The sequence below is a fragment of the Halovenus halobia genome (genome assembly GCF_051414135.1).
In the GTDB taxonomy this organism is placed as follows: domain Archaea; phylum Halobacteriota; class Halobacteria; order Halobacteriales; family Haloarculaceae; genus Halovenus; species Halovenus halobia.
Map to the genome: position 1 here is coordinate 217668 of NZ_JBLKOA010000001.1, position 18517 is coordinate 236184.

The 18517-nt window shown below is 60.9% G+C and carries 14 protein-coding genes; 9 read left to right on the top strand and 5 right to left on the bottom strand.

The features are described from left to right. Positions 1–255 precede the first annotated feature (255 nt). From nadA to ACMGFM_RS01195, 5 genes are all read left to right on the top strand, one after another. Complete coding sequence (gene nadA / locus ACMGFM_RS01175) at positions 256–1377, top strand: quinolinate synthase NadA (RefSeq protein WP_436901725.1); 1122 nt, start codon at positions 256–258, stop codon at positions 1375–1377. Next, positions 1374–2876 carry an L-aspartate oxidase gene (locus ACMGFM_RS01180; RefSeq protein ID WP_436900457.1) on the top strand — a complete coding sequence of 501 codons (1503 nt, stop codon included), beginning with the start codon at positions 1374–1376 and terminating at the stop codon, positions 2874–2876. The genes nadA and ACMGFM_RS01180 overlap by 4 nt, the downstream gene beginning before the upstream one ends. Next, positions 2873–3697: a carboxylating nicotinate-nucleotide diphosphorylase gene (gene nadC, locus ACMGFM_RS01185; protein ID WP_436900458.1), complete on the top strand. Its 825-nt coding sequence runs from the start codon at positions 2873–2875 to the stop codon at positions 3695–3697. Before ACMGFM_RS01180 ends, nadC begins: the two co-directional genes overlap by 4 nt. A gap of 76 nt (positions 3698–3773) precedes the next feature. Further along, positions 3774–5342 carry a methyl-accepting chemotaxis protein gene (locus ACMGFM_RS01190; RefSeq protein WP_436900460.1) on the top strand — a complete coding sequence of 523 codons (1569 nt, stop codon included), beginning with the start codon at positions 3774–3776 and terminating at the stop codon, positions 5340–5342. Next, entirely contained in the window at positions 5342–6085 is a 744-nt protein-coding gene (locus ACMGFM_RS01195) for a bacteriorhodopsin (RefSeq protein WP_436900461.1), read from the top strand. Before ACMGFM_RS01190 ends, ACMGFM_RS01195 begins: the two co-directional genes overlap by 1 nt. 23 nt (positions 6086–6108) lie before the next feature. Here the strand turns inward: ACMGFM_RS01195 and hisS are convergent, their stop codons facing one another. Next, positions 6109–7413 carry a histidine--tRNA ligase gene (hisS, locus tag ACMGFM_RS01200; protein ID WP_436900462.1) on the bottom strand — a complete coding sequence of 435 codons (1305 nt, stop codon included), beginning with the start codon at positions 7411–7413 and terminating at the stop codon, positions 6109–6111. Between the two features lie 97 nt (positions 7414–7510). Here hisS and ACMGFM_RS01205 point away from each other — a divergent pair, with 97 nt between their 5' ends. Continuing rightward, a complete protein-coding gene (locus tag ACMGFM_RS01205) occupies positions 7511–8215 on the top strand; it encodes a hypothetical protein (protein ID WP_436900464.1) in 705 nt (234 codons plus the stop codon). Here ACMGFM_RS01205 and ACMGFM_RS01210 read toward each other — a convergent pair. Together ACMGFM_RS01210 and ACMGFM_RS01215 are read right to left on the bottom strand one after the other, a co-directional pair. Then, entirely contained in the window at positions 8212–11088 is a 2877-nt protein-coding gene (locus ACMGFM_RS01210; protein WP_436900465.1) for a bacterio-opsin activator domain-containing protein, read from the bottom strand. The two genes, ACMGFM_RS01205 and ACMGFM_RS01210, sit on opposite strands and share 4 nt — an antisense overlap. 124 nt (positions 11089–11212) lie before the next feature. Further along, on the bottom strand, positions 11213–12904 hold the full coding sequence (locus ACMGFM_RS01215) for an inositol monophosphatase family protein (RefSeq protein WP_436900466.1): 1692 nt from the start codon (positions 12902–12904) through the stop codon (positions 11213–11215). Between the two features lie 323 nt (positions 12905–13227). Here ACMGFM_RS01215 and ACMGFM_RS01220 point away from each other — a divergent pair, with 323 nt between their 5' ends. Further along, positions 13228–13677 carry a CBS domain-containing protein gene (locus ACMGFM_RS01220; RefSeq protein WP_436900467.1) on the top strand — a complete coding sequence of 150 codons (450 nt, stop codon included), beginning with the start codon at positions 13228–13230 and terminating at the stop codon, positions 13675–13677. A 134-nt stretch (positions 13678–13811) separates the two neighbouring features. Next, on the top strand, positions 13812–14552 hold the full coding sequence (locus tag ACMGFM_RS01225; RefSeq protein WP_436900468.1) for a P-loop NTPase: 741 nt from the start codon (positions 13812–13814) through the stop codon (positions 14550–14552). Here the strand turns inward: ACMGFM_RS01225 and ACMGFM_RS01230 are convergent, their stop codons facing one another. Then, entirely contained in the window at positions 14553–14978 is a 426-nt protein-coding gene (locus tag ACMGFM_RS01230; RefSeq protein WP_436900469.1) for a hypothetical protein, read from the bottom strand. A 120-nt stretch (positions 14979–15098) separates the two neighbouring features. On the opposite strand from ACMGFM_RS01230, the gene ACMGFM_RS01235 reads away from it, so the two are divergent. Next, positions 15099–15656 (top strand): NUDIX hydrolase, encoded by a 558-nt coding sequence (locus ACMGFM_RS01235; protein ID WP_436900470.1) that lies wholly within the window; start codon positions 15099–15101, stop codon positions 15654–15656. On the opposite strand, the gene ACMGFM_RS01240 is transcribed toward ACMGFM_RS01235, so the two are convergent. Then, positions 15657–18509, bottom strand: coding sequence for a DEAD/DEAH box helicase (locus tag ACMGFM_RS01240; protein ID WP_436900471.1), 2853 nt, complete (start codon positions 18507–18509; stop codon positions 15657–15659). Between the last annotated feature and the right edge of the window lie 8 nt (positions 18510–18517).

Genomic DNA, 18517 nt, shown 5'->3' on the forward strand with positions numbered 1-18517 from the left:
GTGTCGGTGACACCCGTGGCCGCCCAGCGTTGCGAACGACGCTCTCCCGACGATTGAAAACTTTTAACAACGAATAGAAGTTTCACTACGGAAACGGTATATTGTATTCCGTGAGTGACCGATTGCAGCCGGAGCACGAATTCCAGTGTCGGTCTTTGGAGACAAAAATTCACTCATAACTAACTATTGAATACAAAATCTTTTCATAGACAGGGTTCGTATAGACGTACTAGAAGGTGACATAGCGTGCCAGAGATGGAAACCGCGGCGTTCGAGACCGACCTGAGCCTGTTCAAGTACGATAATCTGGAGCAGTTGCCACCGAGTTATCGCAACCTCGACGAAGACGAGCGCACCAAGCGTATCGAGGCCGCACTCGAGGAGTTGGGTGACGATGTCGTCATCCTGGGGCACAACTACCAGCGCCGGGAAATCGTCGAACACGCGGATTTCATCGGCGACTCTTACCAACTGAGCCAGGAGGCCGCCAACGCCGACGCCGAGTACGTAATCTTCGGCGGCGTGACGTTCATGGCTGAATCGGCCGACATCATCACGGACGACGAGCAGTCGGTTATCCTGCCGTCGATGGAGGCCTCCTGTCCGATGGCGGGCATGGCCGAAGCCCTGCAGGTTGACGACGCGTGGGCCGAAATCACCGCCGAAACTGACGAGAACATCATCCCAATCACCTACATGAACTCGTATGCAGACCTGAAGGCGTTCTGTGCCGAGCAGGGCGGTCTGGTCTGCACCTCCTCGAACGCCCACAAGGCCTTCGAGTACGCGTTCGACAAGGGTGACAAAGTACTGTTCTTGCCCGACAAACACCTCGGCGAGAACACCGCTCACCGACTGGGGATGGAAGACGAAACTGTCGAGTGGGACCCGTGGGACCCAGAGAGCAAGGACGCGAGCAAAGTAGTCGACAACGACATCATCCTCTGGGAGGGCTACTGCCAGGTTCACGAGCGATTCCGGACCGACCACATCGACCAGGTCCGCGCAGAGAACCCCGGCGCGAACGTCGTCGTCCACCCCGAGTGCCGCCGAGAGGTAGTCGAAGCAGCCGATGTCGTTGGGTCGACGTCGACCATCTGCGAGACGGTTGCGGAGGCAGACCCCGGCGAGACGTGGGCCATCGGTACCGAGGTTCACCTGACGAACCACCTGAGCCGCTGGCACCCTGACGTGAACGTGATTCCGCTCTGTGGCGACGCGTGCATGGACTGCAACGCGATGCGCCAGATTGACCCGAACTACCTCACCTGGGTGCTCGAAGAACTCACCGAGGGCCGCGAGCGCAACGTCATCGAGGTCGCGCCAGAGGAGAAGGAACTCGCACAGGTTGCCCTCGACCGAATGCTCGAAATATGAACGAACAGGAGACAGACGTCCTCGTGGTAGGTACAGGCATCGCCGGCCTCTCGGCAGCACTTGCTGCAGACGAGGCCGGGGCTGACGTAACTCTCGCGACGAAAGCCGAACGGCCCGAACAGGCCTCGACGTGGTGGGCACAGGGCGGCATCGCCGTCACCCGAGACGACCCCGAACAGTTCGAACAGGATATCCTCGACGCCTCCGCGGGCACCGCCGACCCCGAGGCTGTCGAGGTACTCGTCGAGAACGCCACGGATACTGTCAGTGACATTCTCGTCGACACCCTCGGTATCGAGTTCGATACCACCGGTGGAGAGTACGATTTCGGTCAGGAGGCTGCCCACGACGAGGCCCGCATCCTCCACGTCAACGCCGAGACTGGCAAGCACATCCACGTCCCGTTCCTCAACTACGTTGCCGACGAGACGGACGTGACGGTGCTCGAAGATACAGCCGCGCTGGAGCTAATCCGTCACGAGGGCAAAGTCTACGGTGCGATTCTCGAACAGGACGGCGAGTGGGCACCGACCTACGCCGGGTCGACAATTCTCGCCACCGGCGGGATCGGCGCACTCTATCCTCGCTCGACCAACCCAGATACCGCGACCGGTGACGGCATTGCGATGGCCGCACTCGCCGGTGCTGACATCGAGGACATGGAGTACGTCCAGTTCCATCCAACAGCCTGCCACACGGAGAGTGGGACGTTCCTCATCAGCGAGGCTGTTCGCGGCGAAGGCGGCCTCCTCCGGAACGGCGACGGCGAGCGATTCATGCCCGAATATCACGATGACGCCGAACTCGCACCGCGAGATGTCGTCGCCCGCGCAGTCAAAACCGAGCGGGAGGAAACCGGCGACGTTACCCTTGACGTGTCGGAAATGGCCTTCGAGGAGGAATTTCCTGACCTCGCCGAGAAATGCGCTGCGCACGACGTTGACTGGACCGAGGGAATCCCAATCGCCCCTGCCCAGCACTTCCTCTGTGGTGGGGTTGCTGTCGACAACCGCGGGCGAACCTCTCTCGACCGCCTCTACGCCGTCGGTGAATGCTCACGGACCGGCGTCCACGGCGCGAACCGCCTTGCGAGCACCTCGCTACTGGAAGGGTTGGTCTGGGGACAGCGCGCCGGCGAGGACGCGGTCGGCAACGACATCGAGCGCATCGAGGCTCCCGAACTCCTCGAACGCGACCCTGAACTGCCGGGCAACTTTGCCCGCGATAAGTTCCACCGACTCCGCCGCGTGATGGACGAGATGGTCGGTATCGAGCGCACTACTGAGGGTCTCAAGCGCTCACAGTCGGTGCTTCGGCGACTCAAAGGCGAGGTTGACGCCTACGTCCGGACCCGGACCTCACGGTCGCTGTACGAACTCCGGTCGGCGTCGGTTGTTTCACTGCTCATTTCACGGGCGGCCGCGGAGAACGACCAGTCTCTCGGCTGTCACTACCTCGTCGAAGACGCCAAGACTGAGTCGGCCGCCGACGCACGATGATTCCAACGACACAGGTTGAACGCTGGTTAGAAGAAGACCTTGGCCACCACGACGTGACCAATCACGTCCCCGGACAGACCGAGGGCCGACTTGTCGCCAAGGAAGCTGGTGTCGTGGCCGGTCTGGAGGCCGCAGAGGCAGTGTTTTCCTATCTCGACACCGAGGCCGAACTGCTCGTCGACGCTGGCGACCAAATCGAGGTTGGCGAGACAGTGCTTCGAGTTTCGGGGCCAGCGAGGGACGTACTCCGCGGCGAGCGCGTCGCCGTCAACATCGTCGGTCATGCTTCTGGCGTCGCAACCCAGACCCGCAAAGCAGTGTCTGCGGCCGAGGAAGCCGCCGAAGCTGCCGGGGTCGAACCGCCGCGAATCGCGGGAACTCGAAAAACGACGCCCGGCCTCCGTGGTGTCGAGAAACGCGCTGTCGCGGCCGGCGGCGGTGACACCCACCGTCTCAACCTCTCGCATATGGTGATGGTCAAGGACAATCACATCGCCGAGATGGGGATGGACGACGCAATTGCCCACTTCGCGAAGCGAACCTCCTTCGCGACAAAAATCGAAGTCGAGGTCGAACGGCCAGAAGACGCGCCCCGCGCGGCCGACGCAGGGGCGGATATCGTCCTGCTCGACAACCTTTCTCCTGAGGAAACAGAACGCGGCGCGGATTTACTCGGAGAGTCTGCACTTGCCGAGGCCAGCGGTGGCATCACTCAAGAAACGGTCCCAGCGTACGCGAAGACTGGTGTCGATATCATCTCGATGGGCTCGCTGACCCACTCGGCACCGACACTCGACCTCTCCTTTCGAACGAGCGAGTGAGGCGTCTCCGTCGGTCAGTTATCATACCTAATAACTGCTCACTAACGCTTATACTCAAAAAATCGTATAGTCAGGCATGGCAAATCCGATACGCAGCTCCTATGGAATCAAACTCGTTTTCGGATACGTAATCACGGGGAGTATGGTGACTGCGGTTGGACTCGTAACCGGAAGTGCAGCGGCCGCGATTTTGATGACGTGGGCTGGACTGCTTGCGCTGGGCTCGGTAACAGGAACGAACACCATCGCGTCAATTGTCGAGTTGGAGCGACAAGCGAAGGCTATCGCAGACGGTGACCTCGACACCGACCTCTGGTCGGGCCGAGAGGACGAATTCGGACAACTCTACGACGCCATCGATATCATGCGCAACTCGCTGTCTGAACAGATCGAAACGGTCGAACAGGCCCGAGCTGAGGCACAGGAGGAACAACAACGCGCCGAGGAGGCGCGAAAGGAGGCTGAACGAGCTGAGCAGGAGGCAACCGAACTCGCAGAAGCCTACCAGCAAACTGCCCGGCGGTACGCACAGGCGATGCAGCAGGCCGCCGAGGGTGACCTTTCGACACGCATCGACATCGATACCGAACACGACGCGATGGAGACCATTGGTCGAGAGTTCAACAACACGATGGCAGACCTCGAAGACGCGCTCTCGGCAGTCAACACCTTTGCTGGCGACATCCAGAGTGACGCTGACGAACTCGTTCGCCTGACCGACGAGGCGGAATCGACAGTCGACCGCGCGGTCGAGACGACGGGCGACATCGCCGCCGACTCGAAAGAGCAGCGCGAACGCCTCGAAGCGGTCGCAGAGGATATCGACGATATGTCGGCGGCAGCCGAGCAGATTGCGGCGACGACCGACGACCTCTCGTCGACCAGTGACAGCGCAACGGCGGCCAGTCAGGAAGCTCGCACCGCGGCGAATGAGGCCATCGAGGAGATGGAAGCCATCGAGAAAGAGACGGCCGACGCGGTCGAACAGATCGAATCGCTGACCGACAGCACCGAGGAGATTACCGAGATTGTCGAAGTGATCAACGAAATTGCTGACCAGACCAATATGCTCGCGCTGAACGCCTCGATCGAGGCTGCCCGCGCCAGCGGTGACACCGCAAGCGACGCGGGCGACGGCTTCGCAGTCGTCGCTGACGAGGTAAAATCGCTGGCCGAGGAGACCAGAGAACGGGCCGAAGAAATCTCCCGGATGGTCGAAGATGTCCGAGACGAGACGGCCGACGCTGCCGCGTCGGTGCGCTCGACGCGGGAACGTGTTGAACGTGGCACCGACACCGTCGAATCTGCGCTTCATGAAATCGACACTATTGCCGACGCAACCGAAGAAATTGACAACGGAATAGCGGATATCAGCGGTGCGACGGCTCAACAGGCGGAAACGGTCCAGACGACGGCCGCGGCCATTGACGAGGTGTCAGCGATTAGCCGCGAGACTGAATCGACTGCGGGGACGGTCGCTGATTCGATCGAGAGCCAGCGTGAGAGATTCGAATCGATTGCCAGTACGCTCGACGAGTTCGAGCGCAACGCAGAGGACCTCGTCACGGAACTCTCACGATTCCGACTCGACGCGGCCGACAGCCCGGCGCATTCACCTGCCGTATCCGACGGAGGTGACCGCTGATGTCTGAGCTTGCAATCACTGTCTCGTACTCGCTGGCGGCGGTCGGATTGCTGGCTGGCGTTGGCGTTGTCTTCGCGCTGATGCGAAGTTCCCGGGTTGACGCCAACCGCGGCAAGTTTGCGTGGCTATTCATCATTCCAGGGTTTGCGGGGCTGTCGTACGTTCTGATGGCTGCGAACATCGGTGTCGTCCAGGTCGGCGGGAACGAGGTCTACCTGTTCCGGTACCTCGACTGGATCGTGACGACCCCGCTGCTGGTGGGATACGTCGGCTACGTCGCTGGCGCGCCCCGGAAGTGGATTCTCAGCGTCGCGGCCGCAGACGCGCTGATGATTGCCGTCGGACTGGGTGCAACGCTTGCAACCGGAATCGCAACGTGGATTGGCTTCGCCATCTCGGGCGGGTTCCACGTCGTGCTGCTGGCGATTCTCTATCTGGTCTTCCCACGGTACGCGCAGGAAAACCGCGAGCGCTACCGGCTGTTCAAAATCTTGCAGAATCACGTCGGCCTGCTGTGGATTGCATACCCCCTACTCTGGCTGACCAGTCCTGCCGGACTCGGCTACGTCTCGGCAGTCGGGACAGCGATGATTATCGCGTACCTCGACTTGGTCGCAAAAACGCCGTACGTCTACTTCGTCTGGAGTGAACGCGCGTCGTTCGCGGTTGACCCAGCGAGCGCCGGCAACGCTGGAACCGACCAGACCATCGACACCGACGAGTCGCCTGCTACTGCCGACTAGGTCGCGGTGCGCTGAACTGCTTTTCAGGCGAAATCGTCGTAAGTCGGCCGCTCGTGGTCGCCGGGGAACGAGTCGACTGGGACTGCAACTTGCTCGCCGCTATCCATCTCTTTGAGCGTCACCTCGTCGTTTTCTAGGTCCTGCTCGCCGACGATAACGACTGTCTCGGCGTTGATGCTGTCGGCGTAATCGAGTTGTGCGCCAAAGGAGCGACCGGCAACGTCAGACTCGACCACGTGACTGTTACTCCGGAGTTCGCGGGCAATCCGAGACGCAACGTCCCGGGTGTCGCCAACCTGCAGAACGTAGTAATCCGTCGAGAGTTCTTCTTCGGGCCAGACACCGGCACGCTGGCACAAAAGCGACAGCGTTGCGTATCCGGGCGCAAAGCCGACCGCAGGGGTTGGCTGGCCGCCGAAGCCTTCGATCAGGTCGTCGTAGCGCCCACCGCCGAAGACCGACCGCGAGACTTCGCCAGTCGAGTCGAAGCACTCGAAGACGACGCCAGTGTAGTAATCCAGTCCCCGGGCTGTCGTCAGCGAGAGTGTACAGTACTCGCCAACGCCAAGGTCGTCGGTTGCCGCGAGAACGTCCCGCAGGTTTTCGACGGCCGCTTCGACGCGGTCGGTGTCTGCAAACTCGACTAACTCGTCGAGGTCATCCTCGCCGCTGTCGAGGAGGCTGTCGAAGTCATCAATCTGGGCCGTCGAGAGCCCGGCGTCGGTCAGCAGGTCGGCGTACTCGTCGGCGTCGATTTTCGCGCGCTTGTCGACTGCTCGGATTGCGGCCTCCGTGTCGATATTACCCTCGAAGGATTCGAGCAGCCCGCCGAGAATATCCCGGTGAGAGACACGGAAGTCGAAGTCCTCGCCCGAGAGGCCGAGTTCGGTCAGCGCGTTTGCGGCGACAGCGAGAATTTCGGCGTCGGCGGTTGGTTCCGCGGAGCCGAAGATATCGATGTTCGTCTGGTAGAACTCCCGGAACCGACCCTGCTGGACCTGCTCGTAGCGCCAGAACGGCCGGGTCGACATCCACTTGATCGGCTTCGAGAGTTCCTGCTGGCGGGCAACGGCCATCCGTGCCACGGTCGGTGTCAGCTCGGGCGTCAGCGCGACTGACCGGCCACCCTTGTCCTCGAACGAATAGAGTTCGTCGAGAATTTCTTCGCCGCTCTTGTCGGCGTACAGTGCGGCGGATTCCAGCGCTGGCGTGCCAATCTCACGAAAGCCGTGGCGGCGTGCAACGGACTCGACGGTGTCCATCACCTGCCGTCGAGATTGCATCTCTTCGGGGTAGAAATCACGAAATCCCTTGATTCGGTCGTACATATCACCGGATTCGGCAACCACCCGCTTCAATGCTTCTCTCTGTCGACGCGTCGGCTGACCGTCAAGTTCATACCCGGCGGGACTGTCCATTGTGGCAATGGACCGCCGTCCGTTTCTCCAAATCGCTAGCGTGGCAACGCTCCCGCTGGCTGCTGGCTGTCTCAGCACCGGCTCTGACTCTGCAGACGATGACTCTCCTGATGAACCGGCTCCGACAAACGAGACCGAAGACACGTCTGACGAGGACTCGTCGGACCAACCCGATAGTCAACCACTGTTTGCAGAGTCGTTTTCGGTGACGAGCCAGAGCGGCTTTCTCGCAATCAATGAGGCCGTCGAGACACGAACGCAGGCCCGCAAAGCAGGCTATATTCTGTCTGATGGCGAGGCTGACGAGACCATCTCTGTTCAGGCCACCGTCGCCGACGATGGCTCGTGGGAGTCGACGGACGTAGCGTTCCCACCCATCGAGGCCTCCGGCATCGAGGCACAAATTGAGTCCCCGGACGGGCTTTCGGGCGTCCTTACTGAGAATAGAATGACTGCAAGCGGAACACTCCGGGTTGTCATCGAGTTTCTCGACGACGAGTTCAGCTTCGAGGTCAACGCTACGACCGAGCAGAGCAACGCGTTGACCGGCGAGACGAACTTCGACGCGGAGCCACCGACAGCGACGCTGGTGGACAACGAGTTTGTTATCGAGAATTCGGCGAGCTCTTCGATTATCAACAGCCAACTCGATTTGCCAGCCGAAAAACCGGGGACGAACTGGTTCGAACTCGAAGTCGAACTCACAGACTAATCGAACAGTTCCTCGAAGACCTTCTTCTGTGCGGACCTGAGATGTTGGTGGTAAGTCGGCCGAGAGATATCCATCGCCTCGGCGAGTTCGTTCCCGTCGACCTCTCGGGGCCAGTCGAAAAAGCCCCCGAGATACGCAGTCCGGAGGGCCGTCTCCTGTCGGTCGGTGAACCGGTCGCTGAGCGCCGCACGGAACTCCTGTCTGGTCTCGACCGGCCGTTCGCGCTCGTGATAGCCCAGCAGTTCCGTACTCGGGTACTGGTTTTCGACGAGTTCGAAGAGGTCTCGCGCCTCGGCCTCGTAGGGCAGTTCGACAATAAACCGCGCCGTGCCGTGTTCGGCGGTGACCTCCCGCGGCACAGCGCCGTACTCAGTCAGCATCGCGAGCAGGGAGTCCTCGACGGTCAGTTCGAGCAGACACTCCTCTTCGTGGTCGACGATACAGGTCACACTCTGGACCGCAACGTCTTCCTCAGCGATTGCGATGAGTTCATCGGCTGCGACACCGCGGGCGGTGAGATAGAGTCGGATTGACCCGTCCGAACTGTAGTCTGTCCCTGCCGATTCGAGCACGCAGTCAGTCGCGCCCGAGAGTCGGCTGAACAACAGTTCCTGGTCAGAGATCGAGAACTCCAGTTCGATGATTTCTGTCGCGTCGAGAATCCGGCCGCGTTCGATGGCATTGATTGCGTTTGCGATGACTCGTCCGAGCGATTCGAGCACGATTCGTTCACGCTCGTCGAGTGCGTCTTGCTCCTCGGCGAGCACGGTCAACACGCCGTAGTTGGCGTCCTTGTACACGAGGGGGATAGCGATGAGTGAGTTGACTCCACTGTCGCCGGCAATCTCGGCCCAGGGGCCCGCACCGGCGCTATCGAAGTCAGTGAGTATCTGCGGTTCCTGCTCGTTGTAGGCACGACTGACTGGTTCGTTACCGCCAACGAGGGGGAACGACCGGCCACGGACTGGTACTGCGGCCGAGCCAGACCACGCCGATGGACTGAGCGTCTCCGCCGCAACGTCTGGCTGGCCAATCCACGCGAAGGCGTATGGCTCCGCTGCGGCGAGTTGCTCGACGACGCCATCTTCGAGTTCCTCACGGGTCTGTGCCTGGACGAGCACTTCGACAGTGTTCTGGACGAGGCCGTTGACGCGGTCGAGCACTCGCTCGGTGTGTTCCTGTGCCTCACGGACGTCCTGTTCGCGTTTGGCCCGCATACAGGCCGCCGCAGCACTGGTCGCCAGCAGCGCAAGCATCTGCTCGTCTCGCTCGTCGAAGGCGTTGGCTTCGGTTGTCGAGACACTGATTGTGCCGTGAACGCCCACCGGATAGTACATGACTGAGGCACCGGCACCCAGCGCTGGTGGCCCTTCGCCCTCCCCGAGGCTGTTGATAGTTCGCGGTTCGCCGGACGCGAACACTTCTCCGGGGTTGCCCTCACCGACATCGTAAACTGGACGCTCGCCGAGTACGTCGGCAGCTTCATCGGTCATCGCCGCAGGAATGAGTGTTCCCGCGTCGCTATCGTACAGTCTGAAGACACTGAGGTCGAATCCAAGCAGGTCTTTGGCGGCGTTGACCGCAATCTCTGCGACGTGCTCGCGGTCGCGGGCCTGCATCAGCGACCGTGTCGTGTCGAGAATGCCCGCGAGTTGTTCCTGTGCGGCCTGGCGCTCGGTCATGTCACGGCCGACCGTCGCGGCCCCGGTGACAGCCCCACTGTCGTCACGAAGCGGCGCGTTCGAGAACTCGTAGGGATATTGCTGCCCTTCGTGTACCGCCATCGTTGCCTCGACTGAACTTCCAACGCCGTCGAGTGCGTTTTCGATCGCTTCGGTCACGGCTGCTCGGTCCTCTTCGACCATGAACTCCGCTGGCCGTCTCCCCTCGATATCGGTACCGGCCAGTTCCTCGAAGCGCTCGTTCCAGCGGATCAACCGGCCACCGTTATCGGTCGCGAACAGTGGGTCCGGGAGGCTGTCCATCAGACTCTCGGTGAAGGCGCGCTGCTGGTCGAGTTCTTCCTCGTAGGCCTGTTGTTCGAGCAGATAGCCAATCCAGTCGGTCACCACCTCTGCGAAGTGTCGGTCGCCGTCGGTGAACGCCGACTGCTGCGCCGTGTCGTCGACGAAACAGATCGTCCCGTACTGTTCGTCGTCGACGGTTACCGTCGCACCGAGATAACACTGCAGGTCCCACTGTTCGTAGCGCTCGTCCGGGATGGTATCACTCTCGGTGACATCGCCGACTGACAGTGTTTCGCCGGCAGCGATAGTGTACTGGCAGTAGGTTTCCGAGAGCGGTGTCTGCTTGCCCGGCGTCAGTTCCGGATGGTCACCGACACTCGTGACAATTTCCTGCTGGTCGTCGGTGATACGGGAGAGAAACGCGCTCGACGTGTCGAGTTGCTCGAGACCTGCGGTCAGCAGTGCGTCGATCTTTGCGTCCCGCGAGAGTTCGCGGTCGGTTGCAATTTCGTGGAGTTCCTTCAGCGGAAAATCGGCCGGTTGAGCCTGCTGGCCGCCGTCAGTTGTCATCGGTGCAGGCTCGAGACACTGCATGACTGCGTGGCGAAGCCCAGCAACGGCACCAGCCCCGTCACGCCTGACAACATCCGTTACGCCGGCGTCGTACAGTTCGGCCGCGTCGGCCTCGCTGTCGATGTAGAGTACTGATGGAACAGACTGGCTACCGAGCGCAGCAGCCAACTCGGTGCCGTCCGCACCGGCAACGCCGACCAGACACGCACCGCTGGCCGCTTCGACTGTTGCAACACGCTGTACGTCGATGGGCTCCTCGGCGAACGCCGTTGTCAACCGCTCGAACAACCCGTCGTCTGCACCGACCACACAAACCTGCGTCGTCGCGCTCATGGGTGATAGATACTAACTCATTAGGTATAGGCGGGCATAAATACTCTGCTGGCGGCGGGGTTCTGCGAGCAAAGATAGCCGCAAACTCCTTGGGTACTGTCTCAGGGCTGGCAACTGCCAGGAGTTAGTCCATCAGGTCGTCGTTTTTCTGCAGGTGTTCGAGAATATTTTCGTGTGCAGCGCCGTTCGAGCCCAGCAACTCCTTGCGCTCGTCGGAATCGAACTCAACCGTGTACGGCTCCCCGTGGCGGTCGGTGAGCGTCGCGCCGGCGGCCCGGGCAATCACGACGCCTGCGGCGACGTCCCACGGATAAGTGCCGTATTCCCAGGTCCCTTCGGCGCTTCCGTTCGCGAGATAACAGAGACTGAGCGCGGCCGACCCGAGTGCTCGCACACCGCGAGTCTGTTGATAGAAGTGCGTGAGGAACTCTCCGTCTGGGTCCCAGCCCGAGAGCAGCATGCTCTCGTCGAGTTCCGAGCGGTTGCTGACGTGGATTTTCTTGTCGCCTTTGTAGGCGTCGCCGCCGGCAACAGCGTGGAACATCTCGTCGGTTTCGGGAACGTAAATGACGCCCATGACGGGTTCGTCGTCTTCGATAAGTCCAATCGAGATGGAGTACTGTGGATTCCCGTGTGCGAAGTTCCCCGTCCCGTCGACGGGGTCGATAACCCACTTGAAGTCGCTCGACCCGTCCTTGAATTCGGCTTCCTCCGAGAAGATTGCGTGATCCGGGAACTCGTTTTCGATAATCGTCGTGATAATTTTGTTCGCCTGGTGGTCGGCCTCGGTGACGATGTCGGATTTGTTGGTTTTGACCGTGACATCCTCGACACGGCCGTGGAGTTCTCGCAGCGGTTCGCCCGCGCTGCGTGCGGCCTCAGTTGCGACATCACGAGCCTTCTCGACGACACTCTGTTCCTCGGCCGGGAAGTCGTCGTCGAGCAGTTCGCGCGGCCCATCGGGGTCGTCGCGGATTCCCCAGCTGAGTTTCTCGGTCATCGCTGTCATGAACTGGTCGTCGTAACTCGTTCTGACGACGTGCGCGCGGCCCTCGGCACCGGTGACATCGATAACATCACCGCCGCTGACAATCTTGTGTGCGCGCCCGCCATCGACGAGGAGGCTGGCCTGCTCTCGGCTGACAACCTTGATGTCTGCGTCCGCGGAGACGACTATCGGACGCACACCCATACTGTGTGTCTGCAGCGGCGTAATCTGGAGGGTGTGGTTGTCTGCAGACATATGAATTGGGCCGCCCGCAGAGAGGGCAACACCGGTCGAGCCCGTCGGTGTCGAGATAGCGAGCCCTGTCCCTTCGTACTGGCCGACGTACTCGCCGTCGACGAAGACGTCGAGTCGGGTAATCTTCCGGTCAAATGGGTTCTCCGGTGGGACGTGCTGGAGCATCACGTCGTTGATACCGGTCGCGTCGACACCCGGCGCGTCGACGTGGAGCTTCTGGCGGCTGTCGACGGTCGCTCGGCCGCTGACGACTTCGTCTAGCGCTGCTTCGAGTTCTTCGAGTTCGACACGCGCCAGGAAGGCCAGCGACCCGGCGTTGACGCCGAGTTGCGGGATGCCAAGCGGTGTGAACAGTTTGATCCCTTCGAGGAACGTTCCGTCACCGCCCAGTGTGACGCCAAGCGTTGCCCTGTCAGGGTCGTAGGCGTCGCCGATGTCCTCGCCGAGTTCGACGACAGAGACATCGATGTCCTTTTTCGCTGCCCAGTCCTGCAGCCGCTCCAGGGGTTCTCCCCCGTCGGGACTTGTGAGAACGATAATCTTGTCCGTGGTTGCCAGTCTTCGTCCTTGCATTGCTACTACGAACGTGTGAGGCTTGTTTAATAGTTACTTTGGCGGGTATTTTATGTATCTGTCTCAGAGAGAGGTTGCCACCCCCGCGCTTGCCGTGGATTTGCTCCGTGAAACCGTAGCAAAATTTACCGTAAACACAAGAAATCGCTCCGACACCCCTGAATAAACAATAATTATATTCTTCACCGTTCAGCTTGGCTACACTCACCAGTTCAGCGCTCCACCGGGTGTGGCCACTGGTATACCCAGCTAGAATTATACGCGCTGTGATATATCATAGGAGAAACGAAACTATTGTAGGCATCTGCTGAGAAGGTGGGAGTATGGCCGTAATCGATATTGCACGGACCACTGTTGTCACCGCCAGTCCAGATACCTCCGTTGCGGACGTCGTACGGAAGCTTCACGATGAGGAAGTCGCCGGTCTCGTTGTCGTCAACGACGGAAAGCCGCTCGACCTAGTGACGAGTCGCGACCTGCTCCCTGCGGTCCTCGACGACCAGTTCGACGCGGAGAGCACACCGGTCGAGGAGTTCATCGACGGCGACATCCCAACTGTCGAGGCGGACGAGGGGATGTACGACACTGTCGAGGTGATGTCCGAGCGCGGTATTCGGCGACTTCCGGTCGTCGAGGACGGGCAACTCGTCGGAATCATCTCTATCAGCGACGTCGTTGTCCTGCTGGGTATGGAACTCCAGCACGTTGCGACTGCGATTCGGAGTTCCTCACCGGCCTACGAGCGCGACGGCTTCGATTACTACGACGGCTGACGGCCCCACCCCAGCCAAACCGCTTTTCGTACCGACTTTTCCTGACAGTTGTGACGGGAGTTCCATCTCTGCGCCCTCTGGGATATCGACGGCGGTGTACAGATATTTATTCGCGGGCCACCTCCCGGTAGGTAATGGGTGGGTACGTGTGTACCGTCGCTGGTGGCAACGGCGGTGTTGGAAAGACGACGACGGCAATCAACCTCGGCGCGGCGCTCGCGGCGCGCGGCTACGAGACAGTTGTCGTCGACGCAGACCTGGCAATGCCAAACGTTGCTGACCTGCTCGGTGTCGATGTCGACACCTCTCTCCACGATGTCCTCGCCGGGTCGGCAACGCTCAGTGAGACACTCACCGACGCCGGCGGTCTGACGATTATCCCCGGCGAGACGAGTCTCGACGCCTACGCCGGCGCCGACCCGAAGAAACTCCCGAAGGTCGTCAACACACTTGCCCGCACGTACGACGCCGTGCTGATTGATACTGCTGCCGGCCTGAGCACCGAAACGACGATACCGCTGGAACTCGCTGATGGCGTCGTTCTCGTTACGACACCAGACCACGTCTCGCTGACAGATACCGGCAAAACTGGCACACTCTCGGAGATGGTTGATAGTCCAATCCTCGGTGCGTTGCTCGTCCGCGCGACTGCAGAGACGCCGATCGCAGATATCGACGCGGAGTTCGATTTCCCGCTGCTCGGCGGGATTCCAGAGGATTACGACGCTGTGGGGGCCGAACCGATGGTCACGAACGCCCCTGATAGCCCGGCGGCCGCGGCGTATCGCGACCTCGCCGACGAACTTGCGCCTGTCTTTTTCGAGGGCGCAGCTATCGAAGCTGTCGACCTCGTCCCACGCGAGTGGATCGGGTAGTCACTCGCGGATGTTCGCCAGAAATTCCTCGAAGACGTCCTGGCAGTCTCCACAGAGTGTGTAGTTCGCATACGCCGGCAATCCTCCGCCGGGCCGGCGGTAGAGTTCGACGCCTACCACTGGCTGGTCACAGTCGTTGCCACAGAAACTGCAGTTATCACTGACTTCCCGGTAGCCAGCACCGAGTGGCTGGTCGGGGTCGACCGGTGGCTGGTCGTGGTCTGTCCAGGTGTCCAGCAGCGCAACCGGTTCGGCCGCACACTCCGGGCAGTGCGTTAGCCCACCACCGGTCAGTCCGTCGAGTGTTTGCTCGTCCGATTCGGGATAGGTCTGGAGTGCGAGCACCTGCTCGCTCAGCCCTGCGCCACAGGCCGTGCACTGCTCGCCAACCCCGCTGTCAGTCTCTGTGCGTGACTCACTGCTCATATCCCCAGTCGTAGTCCCAGCGGTATAGTGCTGTGTCAGACGGACGACTGTCGTCTGTCTGCCGCCAACGCGGGCCCCAAAACGAAGACGGTATGAGGCACCTCCTGTATTGAATGTATAATGACTGGCCAGGGAGACGCCGATCACGAAAATGCACTGCAGGACGTGATCGCTGTCGACGCCGACGACAACAAAGAAGGAATGGTCAACCGACTGGACGCACACACCGGCGACGGTATTCGCCACCGCGCATTTACGACGCTTCTGTTCGACGGTGACGGACGTATTCTGCTCGCTCAGCGGAGCCCAGACAAACGACTCTGGGATACGTTCTGGGACGGTACCGTCGCTTCACACCCCGTCGAAGGACAATCGCAGGTCGAGGCCGCGACGGTCCGCCTCGAAGAAGAACTCGGGATTGCTCCCGAGCAGTACGACAATCTGGAGGTGACTGACCGCTTCGAGTACAAACGATATTACGAGAACGCCGGCGTCGAGCACGAGGTCTGTGCCGTTCTCAACGCGACGCTCGAGGATACGAGTCTCGACCCCGACCCCGAAGAAGTCGGCGGCATCATGTGGGTACCATACGAGCGCCTGCACGAGAATCCGCAGTGGTATCGACAGCTGCGACTCTGCCCGTGGTTCGAGATTGCAATGCGCCGAGATGTCGAGTAATCACTCCCAGAACGACCGCGTGCGAGCGTACTCGCGCTCTCGCGACAGAATATCTCGGTAGAAATCGTCCTCATTTTCGCGGAGTTTGTTGATAATTCGGGCCGCGTTGTGCGGGCCAACCCCGCGGGCCGCCAGCGCGATGACAGCCTGTTTGCCGTGGCTCTGGACCAGACTGGCGGCCTGATAGGCCCGCTCCGTGCGCTTCTGTTGGTCGTCGTCCTTGTTGTTGGTCCGGACCGCAGTGACCGTTTCCTCGTCCCACGGATTCAGCGCCGCAATTCGTGTCGACTCGCAGTGGGGACAACTCGGCTGGTCGCGCACCCGGTTGACCTCTTTCGTCCGCTCGTACTCCTCGCAGTGCAGACAGAACAGAATCACCCGGTCGCCCTGCAGTCGCTCCTTGACCGTCTTGATGACGCTCGCGTCGGCGTTTTCCGGCGTCAGCAGTTCGGTGCCCGACCCGCGGCCACCAATACCAACTGGCGTGTGTTCGCCAACGGTGTCGATGGTAATCTCGCCGGACTGGACGGACGCGAGCACTTCCTGTGCACCCTCGATAGAGAGTTCTTCGTGAATCAACTCTCGGAGTGCCTCATCGTAGACCGGTGTGCCTTCGAGGGCATCGAGCAAGCGGTTCTTGCCGAATCCAGTTGATCCACTTCCGCGCCAGCGCTTCACCGCGCCGAACGTCGCGGCGACCTGTGCGAGTTTGAATTTGAGGGCGTCGGCGTTCTTCAGACTCAGTTCGATCAGCCCCCGGACGTGTTCGGGGTCGGTATCGTGCAGAATTGCTTCGACATCCGCATGAGAGACGCCGTGGGGCACGTCGAGTTCGATGCGGTACGGGTCGACTTCCATGCCGACGCTGGAGCCGGTTTGCTGGCCTAGTAGTGCCGAGAGCAGCCGTCCGAGTGTTTCGTTGATGTTGTGACCGAAGCAGGCGTTGACGACGAGGGACCCGGCACCTCCTTCGACAACGATTCGGTCCTCCGTGGCGACGGGATGGCCCGTCTCGGCCTGGTCAGTCAGTTGGTCCAACCCGGCCTCGATGGTCTCCGTGCCGAAGTCGTAGCGCCGGCCGAGGTCACGGGCCACCGCTGATTCCTCGGCACCCTCGGCGAGTTGGCTGCTCGCGACGGCGCGAACCTGTCCGACGTGCTGGGCAACCTGCCGAGTGACGGGGATCTCCTGGCCTGTCCAGGACGGAACCTCTCCTGCAGGGTCTTCGATTGGCGAAACCGTCACCACGTCATCCTCGTCGTCCACTTCGGTGATGCGCCACATCTCGCCGCCCTGAATGAAGATTTCGCCGGGGCTGGCGAAGTTGACGACGAAGCGTTCGTCGAGCGTGCCGACCTGTCGCCCGCTGGCAACGTCCTCGACATCGTAGGTCGCTTCGTCGGGAATCATCGAGAGGTTCCGGTAGAAATACTGCCACGTCCCACGCCGTTTCTCCAGTCGGTCGGCGTCTTCTTCCAGCCAGACGACGTTGTTGCTCGCTAGCTCTCGGACAATCTCTTTGAATTGCTCCGTCGAAAGGTCCTGAAACGGGTAGGCCCGGGTGATAATTTCGTAGGCGTGCATCGCCTGAATGTCGCCGCAGCCCATCACCAGCCCGGCAATCTGGTTGGCAACGGTGTCGAGGCTACCGTGGTGGATCGCCGCGGGTTCGACGTGGCCGTCCTGCGCGCTGTGGCCGATAACGATCGATTCGAGCACGTCGTCGGGGTGGCTCGCGATGATTGTCCCGCTCGAAATCTCGTCTTCGCGGTGGCCTGCGCGGCCGATTCGCTGCAGTAATCGAGTCACCTGTCGCGGACTGTTGTACTGGACAACGTGGTCGACGTGACCGACGTCGATACCGAGTTCCATCGACGAGGTGCACATCAGCCCGTCAATCTCGCCGTTTTTGAACTGCGATTCAATTTCGATGCGGCTCTCCTTGGCGAGTGAGCCGTGGTGAATGCCGACGTTGCTGCCGTACTCCTTGAGGCGTGAGCCAATTGCCTCTGCAGTCTGGCGAGTATTGACGAATATCAGCGTTGCCTCGTTCTCGGCAACGAGTTCGTCGATGACTCTGACATGGCTCGCAATTTCGGGGTCTGTGACGAGTTCGCTCGCGATTTGTTCGTCTCGCTCGGTCGGTGTCGGGCAGCGAACGTCAACATCGAGTTCGCTGCCGATATCCACGCCGGCAACGGTGTAGTCGCGGTCACCCGTCAGCAACTTTCCAATCTCGTCGGGGTCGTCGACAGTCGCAGAGAGACCGATTCGTTGCATCGGGCCGGCGAGTTCGCGCAAATGCTCCAATCCAATCGAGAGTTGCGCGCCCCGTTTCGAGACCGCGAGTTCGTGAATCTCGTCGATAATGACGTGCTCGACATCTTCGAGTGCTCGCTTCAGCTTCTCGCCAGTGAACATTGCCTGCAACGTCTCCGGCGTCGTCACCAACACGTCCGGCGGGTCGTTGGCCTGCTTCTGGCGCTGGTAGTCGGTGGTGTCGCCGTGGCGGATGTCGATATCGATATCCAGCGTCTGACCCCACCACTCAAGTCGCTCTTCCATGTCGCGGTTCAGCGCCCGCAGCGGCGTGATATACAGCGCGCTAATCCCGAAGGTTTCCTCGCCGACGATTTGGTCGAAGACTGGCAACATCGCCGTCTCTGTCTTGCCGCTGCCCGTCGGTGCGACGACGACGACATTCTCGCTGTCGATTAGTGGTGGCAGTGCGCGACGCTGTGGCTTCGTCGGCGTCTCGAAGCCTCGCTCGGAGAGTGCCGCCCGAAGGTCGGTGCCGAGCAGGCTAAAGGCTGCCGCGTCGTCTTCAAGCGTGCCCACGCCGCCGTTGTTCATCGTGGTCT

Excerpts from the sequence above, each read along its gene's own strand:
- ACMGFM_RS01230 (WP_436900469.1), bottom strand. The coding sequence starts at position 14,978 with ATGAGCAGTGAGTCACGCACAGAGACTGACAGCGGGGTTGGCGAGCAG.
- ACMGFM_RS01240 (WP_436900471.1), bottom strand. The coding sequence starts at position 18,509 with ATGAACAACGGCGGCGTGGGCACGCTTGAAGACGACGCGGCAGCCTTT.
- ACMGFM_RS01205 (WP_436900464.1), top strand. The coding sequence starts at position 7,511 with ATGGACCGCCGTCCGTTTCTCCAAATCGCTAGCGTGGCAACGCTCCCG.
- ACMGFM_RS01220 (WP_436900467.1), top strand. The coding sequence starts at position 13,228 with ATGGCCGTAATCGATATTGCACGGACCACTGTTGTCACCGCCAGTCCA.
- ACMGFM_RS01235 (WP_436900470.1), top strand. The coding sequence starts at position 15,099 with ATGACTGGCCAGGGAGACGCCGATCACGAAAATGCACTGCAGGACGTG.
- ACMGFM_RS01195 (WP_436900461.1), top strand. The coding sequence starts at position 5,342 with ATGTCTGAGCTTGCAATCACTGTCTCGTACTCGCTGGCGGCGGTCGGA.
- ACMGFM_RS01180 (WP_436900457.1), top strand. The coding sequence starts at position 1,374 with ATGAACGAACAGGAGACAGACGTCCTCGTGGTAGGTACAGGCATCGCC.
- hisS (WP_436900462.1), bottom strand. The coding sequence starts at position 7,413 with ATGTACGACCGAATCAAGGGATTTCGTGATTTCTACCCCGAAGAGATG.
- ACMGFM_RS01210 (WP_436900465.1), bottom strand. The coding sequence starts at position 11,088 with ATGAGCGCGACGACGCAGGTTTGTGTGGTCGGTGCAGACGACGGGTTG.
- ACMGFM_RS01190 (WP_436900460.1), top strand. The coding sequence starts at position 3,774 with ATGGCAAATCCGATACGCAGCTCCTATGGAATCAAACTCGTTTTCGGA.
- nadA (WP_436901725.1), top strand. The coding sequence starts at position 256 with ATGGAAACCGCGGCGTTCGAGACCGACCTGAGCCTGTTCAAGTACGAT.
- nadC (WP_436900458.1), top strand. The coding sequence starts at position 2,873 with ATGATTCCAACGACACAGGTTGAACGCTGGTTAGAAGAAGACCTTGGC.
- ACMGFM_RS01215 (WP_436900466.1), bottom strand. The coding sequence starts at position 12,904 with ATGCAAGGACGAAGACTGGCAACCACGGACAAGATTATCGTTCTCACA.
- ACMGFM_RS01225 (WP_436900468.1), top strand. The coding sequence starts at position 13,812 with ATGGGTGGGTACGTGTGTACCGTCGCTGGTGGCAACGGCGGTGTTGGA.